Consider the following 21,525-nt stretch of genomic DNA (forward strand, 5'->3'; position numbering starts at 1 on the left):
CTTTCCCTCGCGCGGTCGCAAGAGGAAGTTTAACGATGTCGGTCAAGTCAGCTCTCGCCAAACTCTCGGCCACCGCGGCGGGTGGCGCGCTGCTCGCGGGCGGTGCGGTGCATGTCGCCGAAAAGCCGATCACCGACGATCCGCAATACAAGTCGAAGCAGGTCAAATACGTCAAGCAGGCCAAGCCGCGTGCCGTACCTCGGCCGACCGTGCCGCGCGCTCGCACGATCCCGCGGCAGATCGAATGCATACCCGCCGAATCGCCCGAAGCGGCCTATAATCCCGACAACATCTGCCCGCCGGTCTATCGCCAGGCGATGGCGCCCGTTCCCGTTCCCCCGCTGCCTGCATCGGCGCCGGTCAGCGGTGGTGGAGGTGCTGCCCGCTCGATCGGCGGAGGCGGCGGTGGCGGCTTCGGCGGCGGTTTCGGTGGCGGCTTCTTCGGCGGATTCTTCACCGGATCGAGCGGCGGCGGCAGTGTGGTCGTGAATTCGACCACCACTACCGGCGGCGAGCCGGGCGACGTCATCGTCGACGTATCGACCACCACCTCGACAGGCGGTAGCTCTACCTCGACCTCGACCGGCGGTTCGTCGACCTCGACCTCGACGGGCGAAGTATCGACCACCACAAGCTCCAGCACCGGCGAGGTTTCGACCTCGACCGGAGGTGTCTCCACCTCGACCGGCGAGGTCTCGACCACCAGCGGCAACATCACTTCGAGCACGAGCTCGTCGTCCTCGACCAGTACGTCGAGTTCGACCTCCTCTTCGACATCCACGTCGAGCTCCACCTCGTCCTCGACCAGCTCGTCGACCTCGAGCAGCAGCGGCGGCACCGAAGTGCCCGCCCCGCCGATGATGGCACTGTTCGGGATGGCGGCCGCCGCGATTCTCGGCCGCCGCAAGTTCCGCATCAAGCGCGGCGCCTGATCCGCCCGACCCGCGTGCTGCCTCAGTGGCGCGGGCTGAGGCTCCAATCGCCCTGACGGTACCATTGCGTCACGACATATTTGGTGCCCGCCTCAACCGGTAGGGCGGCGTGCCGCGTGGCCCTGTTAGGCCGCCCCTTGCGGTCCATATTGTCCCACATCACCAGCAGGCCGGGTTCGGGATCGATCGCGAGATCCAGCTCGGGAAATTCGGTCGCGCCGCCCGCCTCGACCGCATTGAGATAGACCATCGCGGTCCAACTGCGCTGGCCGCCTCTTCGGCGTTCCTTTTGCCAGTGCGCGCTTTCAGGGCGCAAATGGTCGCGGTGGTGGCGATATTCCTCGCCTTCGCGATAGCGCTGGCCCTGCAGCGGTTCGGCATGGACCGGATCGATCCCCGTCACCGCACCGATTGCGCTGGCCAGCGCGCGGGTTTCGGGCATCTCTTGCTGGAAGAAATGCGTCGAACTGGTGCGTCCGCGTGGCGATACCTTTTCTGAGAAGAGCACCGAGGGCTGGATCCGGCTGTCGATGATCGCGATCAGCTTGCGGCATTCCTTGGCGCTCAAAAGGCCGCGCAGCAGGAAGAGATCGGCCTTGCCTCCGCCGCGGGGTTCCACGCGCGGATCGGCCAGCAGCCGCTCGCGCACTTCATCGCCGATCGCCCGCAGCTTGGCGGGATCGTTTTGCGGATCTATCGGGCCGCTCCCTGAGAGTTTCGCCAGCCAACCGCGCAACGCCATGTTATCGGGCATCCTGCTGGGTTCCGGTCATCGTCGTTGCTTACTCAGTCGCGCTGGACCGGCAAATCGGCTTCCTCCCAGGCAAGGATGCCGCCATCCAAATGCACCGCGTCCTCGCCGCTTGCTTCGGCCAGGCGGCCGGCGGCAATGCCGGATCGGCGGTCGGATCGACAATAGAGTACGCGGGCAGTGCCTTGAGGGTCCGGCAAGGCTGCCGGATCGAACCGATCGACCGGGATATTGATCGCCCCGCTCAGATGACCTTGGGCGAATTCTTCCGGGGTGCGCACGTCGATCAGCTGGATGGATTCTCCGGCGGCGATCCTATCGGCCAGCGCCTCGGGCGTGATCGTTTCGACCGTCGCCTGCGTCGTGGCTCCCACATCGTCGTCGCTGGCGCGCGCATCCGCCGTGCAAGCGGCGAGCATGCCCGCCGCCAGCCCAGCAAAGAGCGCCTGCCGGATCACGCCGCCGCCAGTTTCCGCAATACGTAGTGGAGGATTCCGCCATTGCGGTAGTACTCCATCTCGTTTGCGGTATCGATGCGGCACAGCGCGGTGAAAGTGAAGCTCGAGCCGTCCTCGCGGGTGACTTCGACTTCGACGTCCTGGCTCGGAGTGAGGTCTGCCAAGCCCTTGATGGTGAAGCTGTCGGTCGCCGTCAGGCCGAGCGAGTTGCGCGTGTCGCCATCCTTGAACTGCAGCGGCAGCACGCCCATGCCGATCAGGTTCGAGCGGTGGATGCGCTCGAAGCTTTCGACGATGACCGCCTTCACGCCCAGCAGAATCGTGCCCTTGGCCGCCCAGTCGCGGCTGGAACCGGTGCCGTATTCCTTGCCGGCCACGACCACCAGCGGGGTGCCGTCTTCCTTGTGCTTCATCGCCGCATCGTAGATCGGCATCTGCTCACCCTTGTAGGTGGTGTAGCCGCCTTCGACACCTGGGACCATTTCGTTCTTGATGCGGATGTTGGCGAAGGTGCCGCGCATCATCACGTCGTGGTTGCCGCGGCGCGAGCCATAGGAATTGAAGTCCTGCTTCGCGACCTGGTGGCTCTGGAGGTAGGAGCCCGCGGGTGAGTCTTCCTTGATCGAGCCGGCCGGCGAAATGTGATCGGTGGTGACCGAATCGCCGAGAATTGCCAGCGGCTTCGCATCGGTGATGTCGGTCACCGGCGCGGGGGTCATTTCCATGCCTTCGAAGAAAGGCGGCGAAGCGACATAGGTGCTGGTCGGGTTCCAGCGATAGGTGTCGCTGGCCTCCACCTTGATCGCCTGCCAGTGCTCATCGCCCTTGTAGACGTCGGCATAGCGGGTTTCGAACATCTGGCGATCGATATTGGCGGCGCGATGCTCCGCGATCTCCGCATTGGTCGGCCACACATCGGCCAACATCACGTCATTGCCCTCCTGGTCCTTGCCCAGCGGGGTCTCGGTGATGTCCTGCGTAACCGTGCCGAGGATCGAATAGGCCACGACCAGCGGGGGCGAGGCAAGGAAGTTGGCGCGCACGTCGGGTGAGACGCGGCCTTCGAAGTTGCGGTTGCCCGACAGGACCGACGCAGCGACGATATCATTGCCGTTGATCGCTTTGCTGATCGGCGGAGCGAGGGGGCCGGAGTTGCCGATACAGGTGGTGCAGCCATAGCCCACGAGGTCGAAGCCCATTGCATCGAGATCGTCCTGCAGGCCCGATTTCTCGAGATAATCGGTCACGACCTGCGAGCCCGGTGCGAGGCTGGTCTTCACCCAGGGCTTGGGCGCGAGCCCCTTCTCGCGCGCCTTCTTGGCGACGAGGCCGGCGGCGATCAGAACGTCGGGATTGGAGGTGTTGGTGCAGCTGGTGATAGCGGCGATCACCACGTCGCCGTCGCCCACGTCGTGATCCTTGCCGTCGACGTCGACGCGCAGCGGCGCATCCTTGCTGTAGATCGACTTGAGGTCGGTGTTGAAGAGTTCGTCGACCTGCGGCAGCGCCACGCGATCCTGCGGGCGCTTGGGTCCGGCGAGGCTGGGCACGACTTTCGAGATGTCGAGTTCGAGGGTCTTGGTGAAGACCGGCTCGTTCTCGGGCGTGAACCACATGCCCTGTTCTTTCGAATAGGCTTCGACCAACGCGATCGTTTCCTCGTCGCGGCCGGTGAGACGCATGTATTCGAGGGTCTTGTCGTCGATCCCGAAGAAACCGCAGGTCGCGCCGTATTCGGGCGCCATGTTGGCGATCGTCGCGCGGTCGGCGAGGGTGAGATTGGCAACGCCTTCACCATAGAATTCGACGAAGCGGCCGACCACGCCGACTTCGCGCAGCATCTGCACGCAGGTCAGCACGAGATCTGTGGCAGTGACGCCTTCGGCCATCGCACCGGTGAGCTTGAACCCGACGACTTCGGGGATCAGCATCGAGATCGGCTGGCCGAGCATGGCGGCCTCGGCCTCGATCCCGCCGACGCCCCAGCCCAGCACGCCGAGGCCGTTGATCATCGTGGTGTGGCTGTCGGTGCCGACGCAGGTGTCGGGATAGGCGACTGCATTGCCGTCACCATCTTCGCTGCTCCACACCCCCTTGCCGATATATTCGAGATTGACCTGATGGCAGATGCCGGTGCCCGGAGGCACGGCGGAGAAGTTCTCGAAACTCTTCGAACCCCATTTGAGGAAGTCGTAGCGTTCGGCGTTGCGGGCATATTCGAGCTCGACGTTCTTCTCGAATGCCTTGGGGTGGCCGAACTCGTCGACCATGACCGAGTGGTCGATGACCAGGTTCACGGGAACCTGCGGATTGATCTTGGCGGTGTCGCCGCCGAGCTTGCTGATCGCGTCGCGCATGGCAGCGAGGTCGACCACGCAGGGAACGCCGGTGAAATCCTGCAGCAGCACGCGCGCGGGGCGATACTGGATTTCCTTTCCGGTTGCCGGGTTCTTTTGCCAGTCGGCGATCGCCTGCGCATCGTCGGTCGAAACGGTGAAGCCGCCATCCTCGAAGCGCAGCATGTTTTCGAGCAGAACCTTGAGGCTGAAGGGCAGCTTCGACACGTCGCCGATCTGCTCTTCCGCCTTGGCGAAGGAATAATAGGCGTAATCCTTCCCGTTCACGGTGAGGGTGGAGCGGGTTCCGAGCGTGTCCTTGCCGACCTGGGTCATGCGCGCATCTGTCCTTTCGTTAGGGGCCGTCACCCGACCAATGGGCGGGGCGGCGAAATGTGCCGCGCACCTGCGCCGAAGTGGCGGAAAAATCAAGTCTGCGGCACTGCAACATAGACCTTTTGGGGAACCGAGGCGCGGCTTCAGCGCTTATTAAGGCAAAATCTGGGCAAGTGCGCCGGACGGGCAGCACGGTCCGAATGGGGAGTTATCGAATGCCATCGTTTCCGGATGCGAGTAGCCGCCCGCGTAATTCGCTTCGCATCGCCGTCATCGCCGCCGCCCTAGGCGTGGCGGGGTGTTTCACCGCAGCCTTCACCTTCGCCGACCAGCCGGTTCAGGCAGCCGAAGTCCAGCAGGCTCGTTAAAGCGGTTCAGTAGCCGGCGTGCCGCGCGGTCTGCGAGCGGCTATCAAGCAGGAAGTGATGATGATCAGCGTGCCGATGACAGTCGGCGGGGTCAGTTCCTCGGCGAAGAACAGCCAGCCGAACAGCGATGCCCAGAAGAAGCTCGAATATTCTAACGGTACCAGCACCTGTGCTTCGGCGCGGGCATAAGCCCAGGCGAGTGCCATTGCGCCGGCAACCGTCAATAGGGCAGCTGCAATCAAATCGACGGTCGTTGCGCGGTCCGGCATTTCGAACAGGAACGGCACGGCAAGGCCCAACAGGGCCACTGAGACGCCCGAATGGAAAGTTGCGATTTCCGCCGGCCCTGCGACCTGCGATTGTCGCCGCACCAGGATGAAACTGTACGCATAGAGCATCGCCGAGGTCAGGATGGCGCCAAGGCCGAGTGCCGTGTCGCGGTCGAAATCGGCCTGGCCGACCTTTCCGCCGATAATCACCAGCGTTCCTGCGAAGCCCAGGATCGAGGCGAAGATGGCCTGTTTGCGAATCCTCTCCCCCAGCATGACGCGCGCAAGATAGAGCGCGATGAGCGGGGCGACGAAGCTGATTGCAATCGCTTCGGCGAGGGGCAGCTTGGTGATCGAATAGAAGAATGTCAGCGCCATGAAGGTCGCCACCACCGAACGCTGCAAATGCAGCTTGAGGACGTGCGGCTGCGGCCACCGGCCGCCGCGCGCCAGCCACAGCGGCAGCGCAATGCCGGTCGCAATGGCCGAGCGCAGCCAGGCCGCGGTAAGCACGCCCACCGCCAGAGCGGCGCTCTTCATGAAGGCATCCATCAACGACAGGCTGGCGACCGCAAACGCCGCTACGAATATCGGCAATAGGGCATGATCGCGCGTCACTATGCCGCTCTATCCCCGCATCGCGATGCCGTCACCGGAAATTCAGCACCGCGAAAGCCGGGATATTGGATTAGCCCCGTGCATTGGGTTAGTACCCCGCCACACGCGCTGCACCGGCGCGGGGCGCATCTGGTAAGGTCCTATGACACGCTTTCATCTGATTCTCGGTACCGCAATGGGTGCGGCGCTGTGCGGAACTTCGGTTCTGGCGCAGGATAACGCGCCCGAGGATCTGCTGCCCCCCGAACCGGCCAAAGTGACCGAAGAACTGCCCGATTACACGGTCGATACGGCCAAGCCCGCCGCGCAGCCCAGCGTTGCGGACAGCTTCGATGATATCCGCATGTCACCTGGCGAGGTGGTGCAGCAATTGCCGGTACTGGTGCGTGAATGGAGCGTGCCCCAAGCACAGCAATTGCTTGCCTTCATACCGACGGTGGAAGCCGAGGGGCTGGTGCCCTCCGATTACCGCGCTCCTGAATTGCGCGCTGCGATCGCCGGGGGCGAAGGCGCGGCGCTGAACGAGATCGCCAGCGAAATCTTCGTCTGGCTGGTCGAGGATTTGCGCGACGGCCGCACGCCGATGGAAGCTCGGCGCCAGTGGTTCGTAGTCGACCCCGATCCCGACCTGCTGCCCTCGCATCGCCTGCTCGAAGCCGCGGTCGAGACGGGCGACATCGCTGGCGCTTTGACCGCGCTCAACCCGGTTTCGCCCGATTACGCGCAGTTGAGGGAAGAGCTCGCCGTGACGACCGATCCGGCCAAGCGCAAGCTGCTGCGCGCCAATATGGACCGCTGGCGCTGGCTTCCGCGCGACCTCGGCAAGCAGTACCTGCTCACCAACGTGCCCGAGTACCAGTTGCGCCTGACGGTCAACGACAAGATCATCAAGCATTATCGCGTGGTGGTCGGCAAGCCGGGGCGCACTGCAACGCCACAGCTCTCCGAAATGGTCGAGGCGGTGATCTTCAACCCAACCTGGACCGTACCGCAATCGATAGTGAAGGGCGAAGGCCTCGGCGCTAAAGTCCTGAACAATCCGGGCTGGGCGCGCGCCAATGGGTACAAGGCGACCAAGGGCGCCAATGGCTGGATTTCCGTGGTGCAGCAGCCCGGGCCGGGCAATTCACTGGGCCTGATGAAGCTCGACATGCCCAACCCGCATGCGATCTTCTTCCACGACACGCCGGCCAAGGCGCTGTTCGCGCGGGACAATCGTGCGCTGAGCCATGGCTGTATCCGCGTGCAGGGTGCGCGCGAGCTGGCCATGACCATGGCTATGCTGGGCAATGCCAGCAGCCGCGAAGAACTTCCCGCGATCCAGCAGGAGGTCTCCGAGATCACCGCGTCGGGCATCTACACGCGTTATCCGATGGAAAAGCAGTGGCCCGCCTACATCACCTATTTCACCTATGGCGTGGATGTGAACGGCGAGCTGCGTCAATTCGATGATATCTATGGCCGCGACGCACCTGTGCTTGCAGCCCTCGACGCTCCGCGCCAACGCGAACGTGCGCGCGAGACGAGCGAAGAGGTGATCGAAATCGTCGACGATCTGCAGACGAGCTGATTTGGCCTAGAAAACGCCCGGGTTGGTCCGGCTGAAGGTCGTGCCATCCTCGCGGCGTAGCAGGTCGTATTGGGCGATGGGCGGAGCGACCGTGGTGCCATCCGCGGCGATGCCGTAGCTTCCCGCGACCAGCAGACGCCCGCCCGAAAGGTCGATCAGCGCGCGGTCGAACTGTTCCGGCCCCATGGCGAAACAGCCGTTCGAGCGGCCCAGGCGGCCCCAGCGGTCGACATGCTCGGGCGTGGCGTAATTCGCCTGGTGCATCACGATCGCGCGCGGCAATGCGTTCGAATTGGTCGGGTCCAGCCCATCGAGGCGGATCGAGGTCCCGTAGCGGCCAACGTACCAGCTGCGCGTCATGAAGGCGCCGCGGCTGGAGGCCTCGCTGCCCTCGATATTCGAGTAGCGCTTGAGCCAGCCATCGTGCTCGCCGTCCGAGCCGGTGCCGTGGCTGACGTGGTAGCTTGCCACGCGCTGGTTCTCGACATCGACGAAATGGAAGCGCTTGTGCGCCGAATGCAGCCCGAAATCGGCGATCCCGACGATATCCTTGCGCCAGACCCGCGAGCCGACGCGCTCCAGTTCCTCGCGCGCGATCGCCATCAGCCTCGCATCGCGCGCGGCTGTCGGATTGGCCCGCGCGAACAGGCGTGTCGGGAGGGCCAGCGCGGCGCCGGCGGCGAGTGAGCTCTTGAGCAGATCGCGGCGTTTCATCGACAACTTCCTTAGCAGCCGGCGGCTGGCGGCGCCATGAACATTGCGCCCGGCCGGTCCGGCTATTCGCTCAGCACCATGCGGTCGGCGTCGATCCGCACTGGCTGGACAGTCGCGAGGAAGCTCTGGCCGAGCAGCGATATGGCGAGGCCTTCGGGCACGATCACGGCGCGGACGTCGCGCGCCACGTGCCCGCCCAGCTCGACCCGGTCGAGCGTAGCTTCTACGCCTTGGACAGGGCCAGATGCGCCCCGGGCCACCACGCTGATGTCCGCATCGGACCAGTAGAGACCCGCCGCCCGCGCGTCGGCGCCGGTCAGCGCGATAACGCTTGCCCCGGTGTCGACGAGGAATTCGACCTGGGCGCCGTTGACCGAGACATCGGCGTAGAAATGCCCATCGGCCGCGCGCGGCAATTCGGTCGTTCCTGCGACCCAGGCGGCGTAGCTGTCGTCGCTCCCCGATTGACGCACGGCCGGCACCTGGGTTCGCCCATTAGCCACGGACGCGAGGTCTTCGACTTTCTCGCTCGCGGAATCGAGCGCTCCGCCGGGCACGAAGGCGGCCGCGACAAAGGCCGCGATGGCGACCGCGAGAAGGGCGAGCTCGCGCATGGCCGTCAGCATGCGCGGATTGCGGTTAATTCGCGGTAAAGCCGGCCAGCTCGGTGTAGATCGCGTCGGCCTCGCGGCTGGCGGCATTGCGCCAGCTCGTGGCGGTACCGGCATTGAGCAGCGTGCCGTCGGCGGCAATCACCAGCAGGTTGGGCGTGCCGGGCAGCATCTCGATCCCGAAGCGGTGCGCGATGTGGAGATTATGCCCGTCGTCGGTTTGCGGCATGCCGACATTGACGAACACCAGTTCGAAATGTTCGTCGACCAGCGCCGCGAAGCGCGGCGTTCCGAGCCAACCTGCCAAAGCACGGCTATCGTGGCACCAATTCGCGCCCATTACGAGCAACAGCCTGGTGCCGCGCGCGCCCGCCCGTTCCAGCGCCGCATCGACCGCGGCATTGGCGTCCAGCGCGGCATCGTAGGCTCGCGCTTCGGGATGGTGCGCGCTCGATGGCGCGGCGGAATGCGCGCAGGCGGCGAGCGCCAGCGCCAGCAGCGCGGTACCGAAAGCACGAGCGATCATGCGCCGGCCATTGCGAAGGGAGCGGGGTGGCGCGAGTTCTCTTGCGCCATGGCAAGCATCGAGGCGGCGTGCCGCCGCGCGACCGCATGCTGGTCGTCGCCGTAGCCGCCACCCAGCGCACTCGCGACCGGCAGGCAGCGCCGTCGCGCCTCGCCGACCACGAAGCGATCGCGCGCGGCCAGCCCCGCGTCCGACAGCGACAGCCGACCGAGCTTGTCCTCGGCATGGGGATCGACGCCTGCCTGGTAGAGTACGAGATCGGGCGCGAAAACGGCCATGACTTCGGGCAGATGACGGGTCAGTGCCTCCATATACCCTTCATCGTCCACCCCATCGGGCAGCGCCACGTCGCGGCTCGAGCGCGCCTTGCGCACGGGGAAGTTCTTCTCGGCATGCAGCGAGAGCGTGAAGACATCCTCGCGCCCCGCGGTCAGCGCCGCAGTTCCATCGCCTTGGTGGACGTCGCAATCGACGATCAGCACGCGCTGCGCATCGCCTTCGGCGATCAGGCGGTTGGCGGCGACCGCGAGGTCGTTGAACACGCAATAGCCCGCGCCGGTGTCGTGCAGCGCATGATGGCTGCCCGCGGCGGAATTGGCGGCATAGCCGTGCTCCATCGCCAGCTGCGCGGCGAGCCAGGTCCCGCCATTGGTGTGACGCACGCGCGAAGCGATGTGCGGCGTGACGGGAAAGCCGATCCGGCGCTCCTTGTCACGCGGGACCTCGGCGGCGAAGACCTCGCCGACATAGGCTGGATCGTGCACCGCCTCCAGCCAGGCGCGCGGCATCGGCAGCGGCGCATGCTCGGTGATCGGCTCGCCGCTTTCGCGCAGCGCGACCATGACCAGCTGGTACTTGTCGAACTTGAACGTGCCGCGCTCCGGCCGAGGCGCCATATAGTCGGCGTGATGGACGACGTCGAGCATGCGCTACCGGAGCGTGCCTGCGATCACTCCGCCGCCTCGGCGGGATCGGCGGCATGCGGATCGAAGGCGGTCGCGCGGCCCGCCTCGATCAGCGCGGCCTTTTCCTCGACCAGCCTGACGATGTGGTCGAGCATGTCGCCCGACTGCACATGGTGGTCGGTCACGCCCGAGAGGTAGACCATGTGCTTGCCATTGCCGCCGCCGGTGATGCCGATGTCGGTCTCGCGCGCTTCGCCCGGGCCGTTGACCACGCAGCCGAGGACCGAGAGGCTCATCGGCGTCTTGATGTGTTCGAGCCGCTTCTCGAGCGTTTCGACCGTGCGGATCACGTCGAAGCCCTGGCGCGAGCAGCTGGGGCAGGAGACGACGCGTACACCGCGTGTGCGCAGGCCGAGGCTCTTGAGGATCTCGTAACCGACCTTCACTTCCTGCTCGGGCTCGGCGCTGAGCGACACGCGGATCGTGTCGCCGATGCCCGCCCACAGCAGGCTGCCGATCCCGATCGAGCTCTTCACCGTCCCGCCGACCAGGCCGCCCGCCTCGGTAATGCCGAGATGGAGCGGGCAGTCCACCGCCTCGGCCAGCCCATGGTAGGCGGCGACCGCGAGGAACACGTCGGACGCCTTCACCGCGACCTTGTATTCGTGGAAATCGTGGTCCTGCAGCAGCTTGATATGGTCGAGCGCGCTTTCGATCAGCGCTTCGGGGCAGGGCTCGCCGTATTTTTCCAGCAGGTCCTTTTCCAGGCTGCCGGCATTCACGCCGATGCGGATCGCGCAGCCATTGGCCTTGGCCGCGCGCACGACCTCCGCCACGCGCTCGGACGAGCCGATATTGCCCGGATTGATGCGCAGGCAGGCCGCGCCCTTGTCGGCGGCCTCGAGCGCGCGCTTGTAGTGGAAGTGAATGTCCGCAACCACCGGGACATTCGCGGCCCTGGTGATCTTGTCGAAGTTCTCCGTCGATTCCACCGTGGGGCAGGATACGCGGATGATGTCCACGCCCGCATCCTCGCAGCGGCGGATCTGGTCGATCGTCGCGCCCACATCCTCGGTCGGCGTATTGGTCATGGTCTGCACGGTGATCGGCGCATCGCCCCCCACGGGGACGTTGCCGACCATGATCTGGCGGGACTGACGGCGCTCGATGGTGCGCCAGGGACGGATCGAAGACATGCGTGCGATATAGGCCGAGGAGGATGAAGGGGCAATGACAGCGCGGCGGTCTTGCGCCGCCAAGCCCGGGCGTCCGCGCGACATGGACCGCATGGCGCGCGGCCGGAAACCGTGACCTTTCCAAAAAGGTCTTATGGTCCGGTAACTTACTCCGTATTCGGCACCGAAGGGTGTAACCTTCCGGGCGCGCTGGGTGGCAGGGCGCTGTGCCCCATCAGTCTGCGTCGCGTGGGCGCTGAACAGGACGAATGGCGAAGCGGCGGGCATGCGGTGAGCCTAGCGTGCCCGCTTAATGTAGGAAAATCGCGCCAGCCCCGCCGCCCGGCAGGTCGGGCTGCGCGGGCGGCTTGGGGAGTGACCGAGCCGATTACCCTCAGCGCTGCGAGGGGATGAACTCCTCGCGCACCGCCTTGGCCATCAGGTCGAGCGGAATGATGCCCTGGCTCAGCAGGAAATCGTTGAAGGCTCTCTCGTTGAACTTTTCGCCCAGCGCGACTTCGGCCTCGATCCTCAAGTCGAGCAGCTTGCGATAGCCGTAATAGTAGCTGCCTGCCTGGCCGGGCATGCGGTACTGGTAGCGATCGAGTTCCTGCTTCGCCATCGGGGCCGACACCAGCACCTCCTCGCGCAATACGCGTTCGGCATCCTCGCGGCTTATGAGACCCATGTTGAGCATCGGGTCGAGGAAGGCGCGGGCGGCGCGCAGCAGGCGGAACTGCTGGGCGACGAACTGCCCTTCGATCGGCTCGTGCGGGAGCATTTCGGCCTCGGCATAGAGCGCCCAGCCTTCCACGTTCACGCTGTTGAAGGCGTAGAGCAGGCGGGCAAGGCTCACGCCCTGCTCGACCAACGCGGCAAACTGCATTTCATGACCGGGGCGCGCTTCGTGCGCGCTCAGCGTCCAGCTGGCGGCAGGGAAGTTGAAGTCGTCATAGGCCTCACCCTCGCCGGCGGTCGGATTGCCGACGGTCAGCACGAAGGTGCCCTGTTCGCCGGTGTTGCCGACGATACGCGGAGGGCGCATGTGCGGTGCAGGCTGGGCCGCGCTTTCGGCGGCCGAGGCAACGCGCATGGCAAGCTCGTATTCGGGCAGGCTGACGATGTCATGCTCGCGGATCTGGTCTTCGAGCTGGGCATTCACATTGCGATAATAGGCTTCGATCTCGTCGTTCGGGATCGTGCGCTCTTTCAGCTTCGCCATGACCGAGCGGTAATCGGTCTCCTCCCAGCCGTTTTCGGCCGCGATCTGCGGCGCGAGTGCCTCCATTTGCGCGCGGATTTCGTAGAAGCCGCGCCGCGCCCGGCTCATCGCCTCGCGCGGGTCGATATCGATACCCCAGTCCTTCAGCGCGAGCGCATAGAGCTCTTCGGGCAGGCGCGGATTCTCACGCGCCTCGGGCAGGACGACTTCCTCGGTCCACGAAGCATAGTCGGCGAATTGCGCGTCCATCGCGTCGAGCGCTTCCTCGGCGCCCTCGATCTCGTAAGTCGCGAACAGCTCGCGGATACCGCTCGCGAAGGTAGGGATCTTGTCGATCGATTCGCGCACCTCGACCACGAAAGGTCCTATCTTGCCCTCGCCCCGGCTGTCTTCGAAGCGGCGCTTGGCCAGTTCGGTCATCGGCTCGGTCCCCGGATGGGTGCCGGTGTAGCGCTGGAGCAGTTCGAGCGCCTTGGCCCGGCGATGCGGTGCGGTCTGTTCGGACAGCAGCGCGCCGACCGACCGGAAGACGCGCTGCGGCACTTCAGAGAACTCGAGCATGTAGCGGCGCTCCAGCTCGTTTTCCGCGATCCGCAGATCCAGCGCGTCGATCAGGATCTGGAGGTCCTGCCTGACGTAGGGGTTGCTTTCCTTCACGATGGCCGAGGCGAATTCGGCGCGCAGCGCGCGGGCGCCGGCAAGGTACCGCTCGTCACGGTCGAGCGCCATGTCGTTCACCAACCCGTCGTACTGCTCGTAACCGGCGGACGATGCCGATGTCGGAAACAGGCTGGCTTCGAACTCGATCAGCTTCTGAGTGTAGGCATTGCTGGTTTCGACCCATTGCGGGCTGGCGGGCGCTTCGGCCTGTTCCTGAGCCGCGAGCGGCATGGCTGGCAGCGCGATGGCAAGCGCGACGGCGGCGGCAAAAGTCTTCATCTTACGAACCCCTCTGATTTCATGCGCGAGGGGTGCCGCCTGTCATCGGGCTTGGCAAGCGCCGGCCTGACGAACGTGCCTTACCAGCGGACGAGCGGTGGGACCGCGAAGCGTCCGACGATGCCGCCCAGCACTACCGGAAGGACGTGCCAGGTACCGAGATGCGCGAGCGTGTCGTAGGGGCAGGCAAGGCCGTAGGCGAAACTGCCCAGCGCGCCCGCGGCGATGCCGGTGAAGGTCCCGGCAAGCGTGGGCGAGACCGGTGCCCCGCGTCGCAGCCAGCCGACCAGAGCGGCGAAGGTCACCACGCCGAATGCCGAGCCGGCGAGGAAGCAATCGAGCCCGTAGGGATCGTGCGCGACCTCGTGCAGATCTCCGTGAAAGCCGAGCATCACCAGCGCCGCCACCGGCAGCACCGCGAACATCGCCAGCGACCAGCGCGCGCCATCATGGCTGTTGCCGACGCGCGGCCCGGCCATGCGCACCACCGCCAGCGCCGAAGACGCACCGAGCAGGCCGAGCATGCCGTTGGCGATGAAGAAGAATTCCGATGCCCGACCCGACACGATGCCGCGCCACAACCCGTCGAGCAGTTCGACGAGGAGGATCGTGCCGACGACGGCCAGCGCGACCAGCGCGATGCCATGCGCCAGCTTCATCGGCCGCACGGGCGACAGGTCGGCCGCGAGTTCATCGATCAGGGGGTTGGGGACCCGGTTCATGTCAGTCTGCTTTCTCTACGAGCGCGGACAGCTTCTTCAGCCCGCGATGGATGTTCACTTTGACCAGGCTTTCGCTCTGGCCGGTCTTGGCGGAGGCTTCCGCGATCGAAAGCCCCTCGATTTTGACGAGTTCGATAACCTCGCTCTGCTTTTCCGGCAGGTGGACGAACAGCCGTTCCAGGCTCATCCGCGCCATCACAGCCTCTTCCTCGCTGTCTTCGGCAGCATCGTGGTCGCCCAGCTCGTCTTCCGCCTTGCGATAGACCTTGCGCAGATGGTCGACCCAGCGATAACGCGCGATCGCCGCCAGCCAGGGCAGGAAGGCGCGGGTCGGATCCCAGGTCGCGCGCTTGGCGTGTACGGCCATCATCACCTCCTGGACCAGATCGTCGAGCTGCGCCGGGGCGACGCGGCGGCGGAAATAGCGTTCGAGCCATAGCTGGATTTCGGAGAGGAGAACGCGATAGGCGTTAGCGTCGCCCTTCTGCGAGGCGGCCATGAGCTGCGCGAGGCTGGCTTCGTCGGCGATCATCGCGTTTCTCTCCCCGGAACCCGCAGGCTATCAGCTGGCGCGGCGCGAGGCGAGCAGCGCGTCGAGCGAGAACAGGCCTCCCCCGCGTGATACCAGCACTGCGGCCATGGCGACCCACAAGATATGCGTCTGCCACCAGGCTTCGGGATAGACGAAGACCTGGATCACGAGCGTCATGATCAGCAGCGACAGCGCCGAGAACCGCGTAAAAAGGCCGAGCACCAGGAGTATGGGGAACAGGTGCTCGGCCCAGGTGGCCATCGGGGTCGCGATGGCCGGGGGGATGGGGACGCCCGAATATTCGTACTCGAACAGGAAATAGGCCTGGTCGCTGATCGAGAGCAGCGAACCGTCCTCGACCTTGGTGCGGCCCGAGCGCCAGAAGATCCCGGCGAGGGCCACACGGGTGAGCAGCAGGGCAAGCCCTTCCGGCACGCGCGAGGCGAGCCAGGCGGCAAGTTGATCGTAGCGGGCGAGTAGCGTCTGCATGGCTTACCTCGTGTGGCTGGTAGCGGGATCGGTCAGCGCTTGATGGCGGTCAGCGAACCCTTGCCCTTGGGTGTCGAGATCTTTTCGCAGGTGCCCTTGGGGACGAGCTTCCAGGCATTGCCCTGGTAATCGCGGGTGGAGGTGCCGGCGCAGGTGGTGCCGGGTCCTGCGGCGCAATCGTTTTCGCCGGCTTTTGCGACGCCGTAGCATTTTTCCATCGCCGGTTTCTTCTGCGCGGCGGCGGGGGTGGCGGCAAGACCGGCGGCGACGCTGGCGGACAGCGCCATACCGGCGAGACGGGCAATCGATTGGGTGTTCATATCGGTATCTCTCTCGAAAACTTCATCTGGGGGGCGCCCCGGCACAAGCGCCGGAACTGGCCTGTCATTCGGGCGCGTGCCGGGCATCGTTACAGGGCGACGAAAAAATTTCGGTGGTGTAACCGGAGCGGCCCAGCGGGCGAATGACCCCGTGTGCGCAGTCCCGCGCATCACGATCAAAAGGGATCACGTCCAATGACCGCCATTCGCAAACCCGCCGCAGCCGCAGCCGCAGCAGCCTTCGCGCTTTCCTCCATGGCTGCTTTCGCCGCCGAACCGCCCGCCGGCAGCACCGGCCGCGCGCTCAGCGCGGAAGACACCGTCCATTGCTACGGCGTGCATTCGTGCAAGGGACAGTCGGACTGCGCCACGGCCGAGCACGACTGCAAGGGCCAGAACGACTGCAAGGGTCACGGCTTCAAGGCGATGAAGGCGGGTGACTGCCTCGCCAAGGGCGGCACGATCGGCGACCTCGGCTGATCCCGTCGCTTCCGGTTTCGGGCCGCAGGCTCGAAGCGCGGCCCGGCAGGCCTCTGTTCCCCCAACTCTGCCGGGCCGCACCCACCAGCCCGACCATGGAGAATGCATGAGCGCTATTGCCCCTTTCGACGGTTTCGGCCTCGGCCTCCGGCGGACGCATTACGCCGATTTCCTCGATGGCGAGGTCGAGGTGGATTTCGTCGAGGCGATCTCCGAGAATTACATGGTCGAGGGCGGCAAGCCGCTGCGCGTGCTCGAACAGGTGCGCGAAAAGCACCCGGTGATCCTTCACGGCGTGTCGATGTCGATCGGATCCGCGCAAGGGTTGGATGACGATCACCTCTCGCGGCTGCGCGCGCTGGCCGACCGGATCGATCCGCTATGGGTGTCCGACCATCTGTGCTGGACCCGCACAAGCGCGCACAACAGCCACGATCTCCTTCCGTTGCCGCTGACGCGCGAGGCGCTCGACGCGGTCTGCGCCAATATCGACCGCGCGCAGGACGCGCTTGGGCGGCCGATGCTGTTCGAAAATCCGTCGAGCTATCTCACCTTTCCCGAAGACGAGATGGCCGAATGGGAATTCCTGTCGGAGATGGCGCAGCGTACGGGCTGCTACCTGCTGCTGGACATCAACAACGTCTATGTGAGCGCGCATAATCACGGGTTCTCGGCGCGCGACTACATCGCCGGACTCCCTCTCGACCGGGTGCGCCAGATCCACCTGGCCGGGCACGAACCGGGCGAGATCATCATCGACACGCACGACCGCGCGGTGAGCGGCGGCGTTTGGGAGCTTTATGCGGATACGATCGCGCAGCTCGGGCCGGTCGCGACGATGATTGAGCGCGACGACAAGATCCCGCCGCTGGCCGAGCTGCTCGCCGAACTCGAGCTTGCGCGATCGCTGGGTCGGGGCAATGCGGGGGCGATCGCGGCATGACCGACCTTGCCCAGCGACAGGTGGCCTTTCTCGGCGCGATCCTCGACGATGAGGCACCTTTGCCATCGGGCTGGGGCGACGAACGCGCGCCGGGCCTCGCGATCTATCGCAACAATTACCGCTCCTCGCTGGTGGAAGCGCTGCGCTCGACCTTCGAGAGGACCGAGCGGCTGGTCGGCGAAGATGCGTTCCGCCGCGCCGCCGCGCATCACTGCATCATGCATCCCCCGGTTGGCTGGACGCTGGACCTTGCCGGCGCCGGCTTTGCCGAGACCTGCGCCGAACTCTTCGCAAGAGATCCCGACGTCGCCGAGCTTGCCGCGCTCGAATGGGCGATGCACGAGGCTTTCACCGCGCGGAATACGCAGCCGCTGACCACAGCGGAGTTCGGCGCCGCATGCGCCGGTTTCACGGAACGCCAGTGGGAAGGCCTGAAGCTGAAACTGGTCCCCGATCTGCGCCATGTTCCCGCAACCTACGACCTCGTGCGGTTATGGACCTCGCTCTCCGCCTCGAATACCGAGACCGAACCCGATCTCACCCCGCTCGAGGGGGCCCGTTGCGCGCTGGTGTGGCGCGAGGATGAGCGGCCGGTCTTCGTCATCCGTCCAGCCTGGGAAGGCACGGCCCTCGCCTCGTTCCGCAAGGGCGCAAGCTTCGGCGAGGTCTGTGCCGCGCTGATCGGAACGCTGGGCGAGGAGGCCGCCATCGCCGAGGCAGGGGCGATGCTGGCCCGATGGGTCGGCGAAGGGCTGGTCGAGCGGCTCGATCAATAGGCGAATCTCTCGCCCACCATTTCCTCGCTCATCGTCCACAGCCTATCGGCATTGTCCGGATCGATTGCATAACTGCGCACGCCGCCCATCGTATCCTCGTCGTCCTGGTCGGCGACATGACAATCCTCGCAATAAAGCCCGCCCGAATCTGCCAGCGCATCGGTAGTGGCGACCCAGCAAGTGGTCGCAGCGCCTTGCGGTATGGTCTTGAACGGTTGCGGTTCCTGCCCGCTTTCCTCCGCGGACTTGCGGATGCGCTCCATCAGATTGGCGACATCCTCTTCGCTCATGTGACGCCCGAGATTGGTCTGGATACCGCCCGGATGCAGGGCGTACGCATGGATACCCTTGCCCGCGAGACGCTTTTCCAGCCCAACCGAGAACAGGATGTTGGCGGTCTTCGATTGTCCGTAGGCCTGCCATTTTTCGTACTCGCGGCTCTCGTAATTCGGATCGTCGAAATGGACGCGGTCGATATGGTGGCCGCGGCTCGAGAGGTTGACGATGCGCGGAGCCTCGCCCTTCTCGACCAGCGGCATCAGCAGGTTGGTGAGCAGGAAATGGCCGAGGTGATTGGTGCCGAACTGCATCTCGAACCCGTCGGCGGTGCGCGCGAGCGGGCAGGCCATCACGCCCGCATTGTTGATCAGCAGGTCGATCTTCTCGAAACGGTCGTTCGCCTCCTTCGCGGCCTCGCGCACGCTGTCGAGCGAGGCCAGGTCGCACACCAGCGTATCGACCCGCGCGCCGGTTTCCTTGGCGATTTCATCGGCTGCCGCGGACAATTTGCTCGCATCGCGTCCCGACAGGATCACATGCGCGCCCTTGGCCGCCATCGCCCGCGCGGTCTCCTGGCCGAGCCCCGAATAGCCGCCGGTGACGAGCGCAGTCCGCCCGCTCAAATCCTGGCCTTCGAGAACCTCGTCCGCCGTGCTGTTAAAACCGAAATCGTTCATCTGCTAACTCCCGTCTCGCGCCGGCGTAGCACAGAAAAAGGGGCGCGGAAGATTGAATCCCGCGCCCCGTTGCCTTCCCGAAGGATTATGTTCTTCAGGCGCCCGGTGGCAGTGGCTCGTCGGATTTCGGGGCTGCGCCGCCAAGGTCGCTGTCCATCTGTTCCAGCTTGCGCGCCGCCCAGTCGCGGCCGCCCAGCCCGAAAGCCAGTGCGCCGGCAACCGCGATGCCCGCTATCAGGATGGTCAGCGCATTGGCCGGGATCATCCCGCCGATTCCGGTGAACTGCAGGCCCATGAAGACGAACAGTATGATCGTTGCCCAGCGCACGATGGTCGCGGCCGTCGTGCTTCCCGCATCGCCCGCGATGAGACGGGCAAGCAGGTTGGCGATAAGGAAGCCGAAGGCGATGACCACCGCCCCGAAGATCACCCGTCCGCCCAGTTCGAGCAGCTGATCCAGGATCGCGGTCAGCTCGGGAAAGCCGAGCAGGCGTGTCGCCGCGATAGCGAAGAACAGGATGATCGCGACTTGCACCACGCGGGCGATGATGCCCGATGCGGTGGTGCCATCGCCGACCAGCCCGGTTTCCGCCAAGGCCCGGTCGACGCCGAGCCCGGGCAGGACCTCCTTGATGATCTGCACCACGAATTTGCTGATGAGATAGCCGATCCCCAGCAGCACGGCGGCAGCGATGATGTTCGGGATGGCGGCAAAGATCATCCGCAGCATTTCCGAGGCCGGGGCGCTGATCGAATCGATGCCCAATTGTTCGAGCGCGGCGATGGCCACCGGAATGGCGATCAGGACATAGACGATCGTGCCGATGGTCTTGCTGATCGTCGTGTTGCCGGTGACGTTGTCGACCCCGCCGCGATTGGCCCATTTGTCGAAATCGACCGTCTGGAGCGTAGTGACGACCAGGTCGCGCGCGATCCTCGCCACCATCATGCCGATGAAGAAGATCAGTCCGGCCCACAGGAGGTTGGGCAGGAAGTCGACGACATTTTCGAGCAGGCTGTCGATCGGCCCGGCGACCCCGCCCAGTTCGAGGATGTTGAGAATGATCAGCAGGCCGAACAGCCAGATAAGCAAGGATACGATCTTGCCCAGCGATTCTCCCAGCGACTGGCCGCTGCCGGTCCCGCGCTTGAAGAAATCGACAGTGTCGACGAGCTTGGCGAAGGCCCATTTCGCGGCGCGTGCGGCGAGCCAGGTGATGACGAGCGCAACGATGGCCAGCAGGATCTTCTCCCCCAGCTCCATCGCCAGCTGTTCGTCGAAACGATAGCGATCGAAAATCATGAAACCTCTCCCCATTGGTTTCCGTAGCGTCAGCGCTATCACGGTGCCGGAAATCTACAAAATTCGCCCCAGGGATTGAGTGGATAACTCCGCCTGCTATCCCTCTCCTATGAGAGGATTTTTTACACCCGCGATCCGCGCGCTGACTGCGCTTTCGGTACTCTTCGCTCTGCCGGCCGCGGCACAGGAGGAGGGAGGCTGGTCGATTGCGATCCATGGCGGGGCCGGCACGATTGCGCGCGAGAATATGACGGCGGAGCAGGACGCGGCCTATCGCGCAGCCCTGCAGAGGGCGCTCGATGCAGGTGCGACCGTTCTGCGCGAGGGCGGCAGCGCAATGGATGCGATCCAGGCGGCGATCGAGCCGATGGAGGACGATCCGCTGTTCAATGCCGGGCGCGGCGCCGTGCTGACCTGGGATAGCGATATCGAACTCGATGCCTCGATCATGGACGGTCGCACCCGCGATGCGGGCGCGGTGGCGGGCGTCACCGGCATTCGCCACCCGATCGAACTGGCGCGCAAGGTGATGACCGACAGCCCTCATGTCATGCTCGCCGGCGACGGGGCGGAGGCCTTTGCTGCCGAGCAGGGGCTCGAACTGATGCCGCCCGAATGGTTCGAAACCGAGCGGCGCAGGGATTCGCTCGAGCGGATGAAGGCGCAGCGGCTCTCTGCGCTCGATGTCGACGTCAAATTCGGAACGGTTGGCGCGGTCGCGCTCGACCGGGACGGCAACATGGCAGCGGGGACGTCTACCGGCGGGATGACCGGCAAGCGCTGGGGCCGCATCGGCGATGCCCCGATCATCGGTGCTGGCACCTATGCCGACAATCGCGCCTGCGCGGTCTCGGCCACCGGCTGGGGTGAATTCTTCATCCGGGTCGGTGTGGCGCACGAGATCTGCACGCGGCTGCGCCATCGCTACCGCGCCGAAATCGAAGCGGCGCAGGCAAGCGTCCCGCTCGATGAAGAAGGCATGCCGACCTACATCGTCCACGCCAGCGAATTCGGGCTCGAAGCAACCCACGCCCAGGAAGAGATCGACGCAGTCATCGCCGAGGTCGGCGCGCTTGGCGGTGACGGCGGGGTGATCGTCGTCACCAGCGAGGGATATCCGCTGTTCAGCATGAACACCTCGGGGATGTATCGCGGCCGCGCCACCAGCGATGGCGTGAACGAGGTCGCGATCTACGCCGACGAATAGCCGACCGGGTCCGGTCAACGAAAAAGGGGCCGGATTGCTCCGGCCCCTTCGGTGATTTTGGCGTATT

Annotated in this window: 23 protein-coding genes; 7 read left to right on the forward strand and 16 right to left on the reverse strand. The window is 65.2% G+C overall.

The window, feature by feature from the left end:
• Window positions 1–35 precede the first annotated feature (35 nt).
• Window positions 36–932, forward strand: coding sequence for an MYXO-CTERM sorting domain-containing protein (locus ASS64_RS09070; RefSeq protein ID WP_067692953.1), 897 nt, complete (start codon window positions 36–38; stop codon window positions 930–932).
• 22 nt (window positions 933–954) lie between these two features.
• Here ASS64_RS09070 and ASS64_RS09075 read toward each other — a convergent pair whose 3' ends face one another.
• From ASS64_RS09075 to acnA, 3 genes are read right to left on the reverse strand one after another with little or no spacing between them, the layout of a single operon-like run.
• Window positions 955–1,686 (reverse strand): 2OG-Fe(II) oxygenase, encoded by a 732-nt coding sequence (locus ASS64_RS09075; protein WP_083508258.1) that lies wholly within the window; start codon window positions 1,684–1,686, stop codon window positions 955–957.
• Between the two features lie 32 nt (window positions 1,687–1,718).
• Complete coding sequence (locus ASS64_RS09080; protein WP_067692959.1) at window positions 1,719–2,141, reverse strand: rhodanese-like domain-containing protein; 423 nt, start codon at window positions 2,139–2,141, stop codon at window positions 1,719–1,721.
• On the reverse strand, window positions 2,138–4,813 hold the full coding sequence (gene acnA, locus ASS64_RS09085) for an aconitate hydratase AcnA (RefSeq protein ID WP_067692962.1): 2,676 nt from the start codon (window positions 4,811–4,813) through the stop codon (window positions 2,138–2,140). Before acnA ends, ASS64_RS09080 begins: the two co-directional genes overlap by 4 nt.
• 215 nt (window positions 4,814–5,028) lie before the next feature.
• On the opposite strand from acnA, the gene ASS64_RS16680 reads away from it, so the two are divergent.
• Window positions 5,029–5,181, forward strand: coding sequence for a hypothetical protein (locus ASS64_RS16680; protein WP_157075125.1), 153 nt, complete (start codon window positions 5,029–5,031; stop codon window positions 5,179–5,181).
• Here the strand turns inward: ASS64_RS16680 and ASS64_RS09090 are convergent.
• Window positions 5,178–6,068 carry a DMT family transporter gene (locus ASS64_RS09090; RefSeq protein ID WP_067692965.1) on the reverse strand — a complete coding sequence of 297 codons (891 nt, stop codon included), beginning with the start codon at window positions 6,066–6,068 and terminating at the stop codon, window positions 5,178–5,180. The two genes, ASS64_RS16680 and ASS64_RS09090, sit on opposite strands and share 4 nt — an antisense overlap.
• Window positions 6,069–6,210: 142 nt before the next feature.
• Between ASS64_RS09090 and ASS64_RS09095 the strand changes: the two genes are divergently transcribed.
• Window positions 6,211–7,638 (forward strand): L,D-transpeptidase family protein, encoded by a 1,428-nt coding sequence (locus ASS64_RS09095; protein WP_067692968.1) that lies wholly within the window; start codon window positions 6,211–6,213, stop codon window positions 7,636–7,638.
• A 6-nt stretch (window positions 7,639–7,644) separates the two neighbouring features.
• Here ASS64_RS09095 and ASS64_RS09100 read toward each other — a convergent pair whose 3' ends face one another.
• From ASS64_RS09100 to ASS64_RS09145, 10 genes are all read right to left on the reverse strand, one after another.
• Window positions 7,645–8,352, reverse strand: coding sequence for a murein L,D-transpeptidase catalytic domain-containing protein (locus tag ASS64_RS09100; protein WP_067692971.1), 708 nt, complete (start codon window positions 8,350–8,352; stop codon window positions 7,645–7,647).
• A gap of 62 nt (window positions 8,353–8,414) precedes the next feature.
• A complete protein-coding gene (locus ASS64_RS09105) occupies window positions 8,415–8,978 on the reverse strand; it encodes a TIGR02281 family clan AA aspartic protease (RefSeq protein WP_234002363.1) in 564 nt (187 codons plus the stop codon).
• Between the two features lie 13 nt (window positions 8,979–8,991).
• Window positions 8,992–9,489 carry a thioredoxin family protein gene (locus ASS64_RS09110; protein WP_067692974.1) on the reverse strand — a complete coding sequence of 166 codons (498 nt, stop codon included), beginning with the start codon at window positions 9,487–9,489 and terminating at the stop codon, window positions 8,992–8,994.
• Complete coding sequence (locus ASS64_RS09115; protein WP_067692978.1) at window positions 9,486–10,415, reverse strand: histone deacetylase; 930 nt, start codon at window positions 10,413–10,415, stop codon at window positions 9,486–9,488. Before ASS64_RS09115 ends, ASS64_RS09110 begins: the two co-directional genes overlap by 4 nt.
• Before the next feature lie 23 nt (window positions 10,416–10,438).
• Entirely contained in the window at window positions 10,439–11,590 is a 1,152-nt protein-coding gene (gene ispG / locus ASS64_RS09120) for a flavodoxin-dependent (E)-4-hydroxy-3-methylbut-2-enyl-diphosphate synthase (protein WP_067693188.1), read from the reverse strand.
• Window positions 11,591–11,963: 373 nt separating this feature from the next.
• Entirely contained in the window at window positions 11,964–13,730 is a 1,767-nt protein-coding gene (locus ASS64_RS09125) for a DUF885 domain-containing protein (protein ID WP_067692981.1), read from the reverse strand.
• An 80-nt stretch (window positions 13,731–13,810) separates the two neighbouring features.
• On the reverse strand, window positions 13,811–14,452 hold the full coding sequence (locus tag ASS64_RS09130) for a DUF1109 domain-containing protein (protein WP_067692984.1): 642 nt from the start codon (window positions 14,450–14,452) through the stop codon (window positions 13,811–13,813).
• Between the two features lies 1 nt (window position 14,453).
• The gene (locus tag ASS64_RS09135) at window positions 14,454–14,984 is read right to left on the reverse strand and encodes a sigma-70 family RNA polymerase sigma factor (protein WP_067692987.1); all 531 of its coding nucleotides are present in this window, start codon (window positions 14,982–14,984) and stop codon (window positions 14,454–14,456) included.
• Between the two features lie 30 nt (window positions 14,985–15,014).
• Entirely contained in the window at window positions 15,015–15,473 is a 459-nt protein-coding gene (locus ASS64_RS09140; RefSeq protein ID WP_067692990.1) for a DoxX family protein, read from the reverse strand.
• Between the two features lie 32 nt (window positions 15,474–15,505).
• On the reverse strand, window positions 15,506–15,793 hold the full coding sequence (locus ASS64_RS09145) for a DUF2282 domain-containing protein (protein WP_067692993.1): 288 nt from the start codon (window positions 15,791–15,793) through the stop codon (window positions 15,506–15,508).
• Window positions 15,794–15,988: 195 nt separating this feature from the next.
• Between ASS64_RS09145 and ASS64_RS09150 the strand changes: the two genes are divergently transcribed.
• From ASS64_RS09150 to ASS64_RS09160, 3 genes are all read left to right on the forward strand, one after another.
• Window positions 15,989–16,273, forward strand: coding sequence for a DUF2282 domain-containing protein (locus tag ASS64_RS09150; RefSeq protein WP_067692996.1), 285 nt, complete (start codon window positions 15,989–15,991; stop codon window positions 16,271–16,273).
• A 106-nt stretch (window positions 16,274–16,379) separates the two neighbouring features.
• Window positions 16,380–17,216, forward strand: coding sequence for a DUF692 domain-containing protein (locus tag ASS64_RS09155; RefSeq protein ID WP_067692999.1), 837 nt, complete (start codon window positions 16,380–16,382; stop codon window positions 17,214–17,216).
• Complete coding sequence (locus tag ASS64_RS09160; RefSeq protein WP_067693002.1) at window positions 17,213–17,992, forward strand: DNA-binding domain-containing protein; 780 nt, start codon at window positions 17,213–17,215, stop codon at window positions 17,990–17,992. Before ASS64_RS09155 ends, ASS64_RS09160 begins: the two co-directional genes overlap by 4 nt.
• On the opposite strand, the gene ASS64_RS09165 is transcribed toward ASS64_RS09160, so the two are convergent.
• Window positions 17,986–18,948: an SDR family NAD(P)-dependent oxidoreductase gene (locus tag ASS64_RS09165; RefSeq protein WP_067693005.1), complete on the reverse strand. Its 963-nt coding sequence runs from the start codon at window positions 18,946–18,948 to the stop codon at window positions 17,986–17,988. The genes ASS64_RS09160 and ASS64_RS09165 overlap by 7 nt on opposite strands.
• A gap of 94 nt (window positions 18,949–19,042) precedes the next feature.
• A complete protein-coding gene (locus ASS64_RS09170; RefSeq protein ID WP_067693190.1) occupies window positions 19,043–20,251 on the reverse strand; it encodes a mechanosensitive ion channel in 1,209 nt (402 codons plus the stop codon).
• Window positions 20,252–20,360: 109 nt separating this feature from the next.
• Here ASS64_RS09170 and ASS64_RS09175 point away from each other — a divergent pair, with 109 nt between their 5' ends.
• Entirely contained in the window at window positions 20,361–21,458 is a 1,098-nt protein-coding gene (locus tag ASS64_RS09175) for an isoaspartyl peptidase/L-asparaginase family protein (protein WP_083508259.1), read from the forward strand.
• Window positions 21,459–21,525 lie beyond the last annotated feature (67 nt).

It is taken from the genome of Erythrobacter sp. AP23 (assembly GCF_001542855.1).
Classification (GTDB): domain Bacteria; phylum Pseudomonadota; class Alphaproteobacteria; order Sphingomonadales; family Sphingomonadaceae; genus Qipengyuania.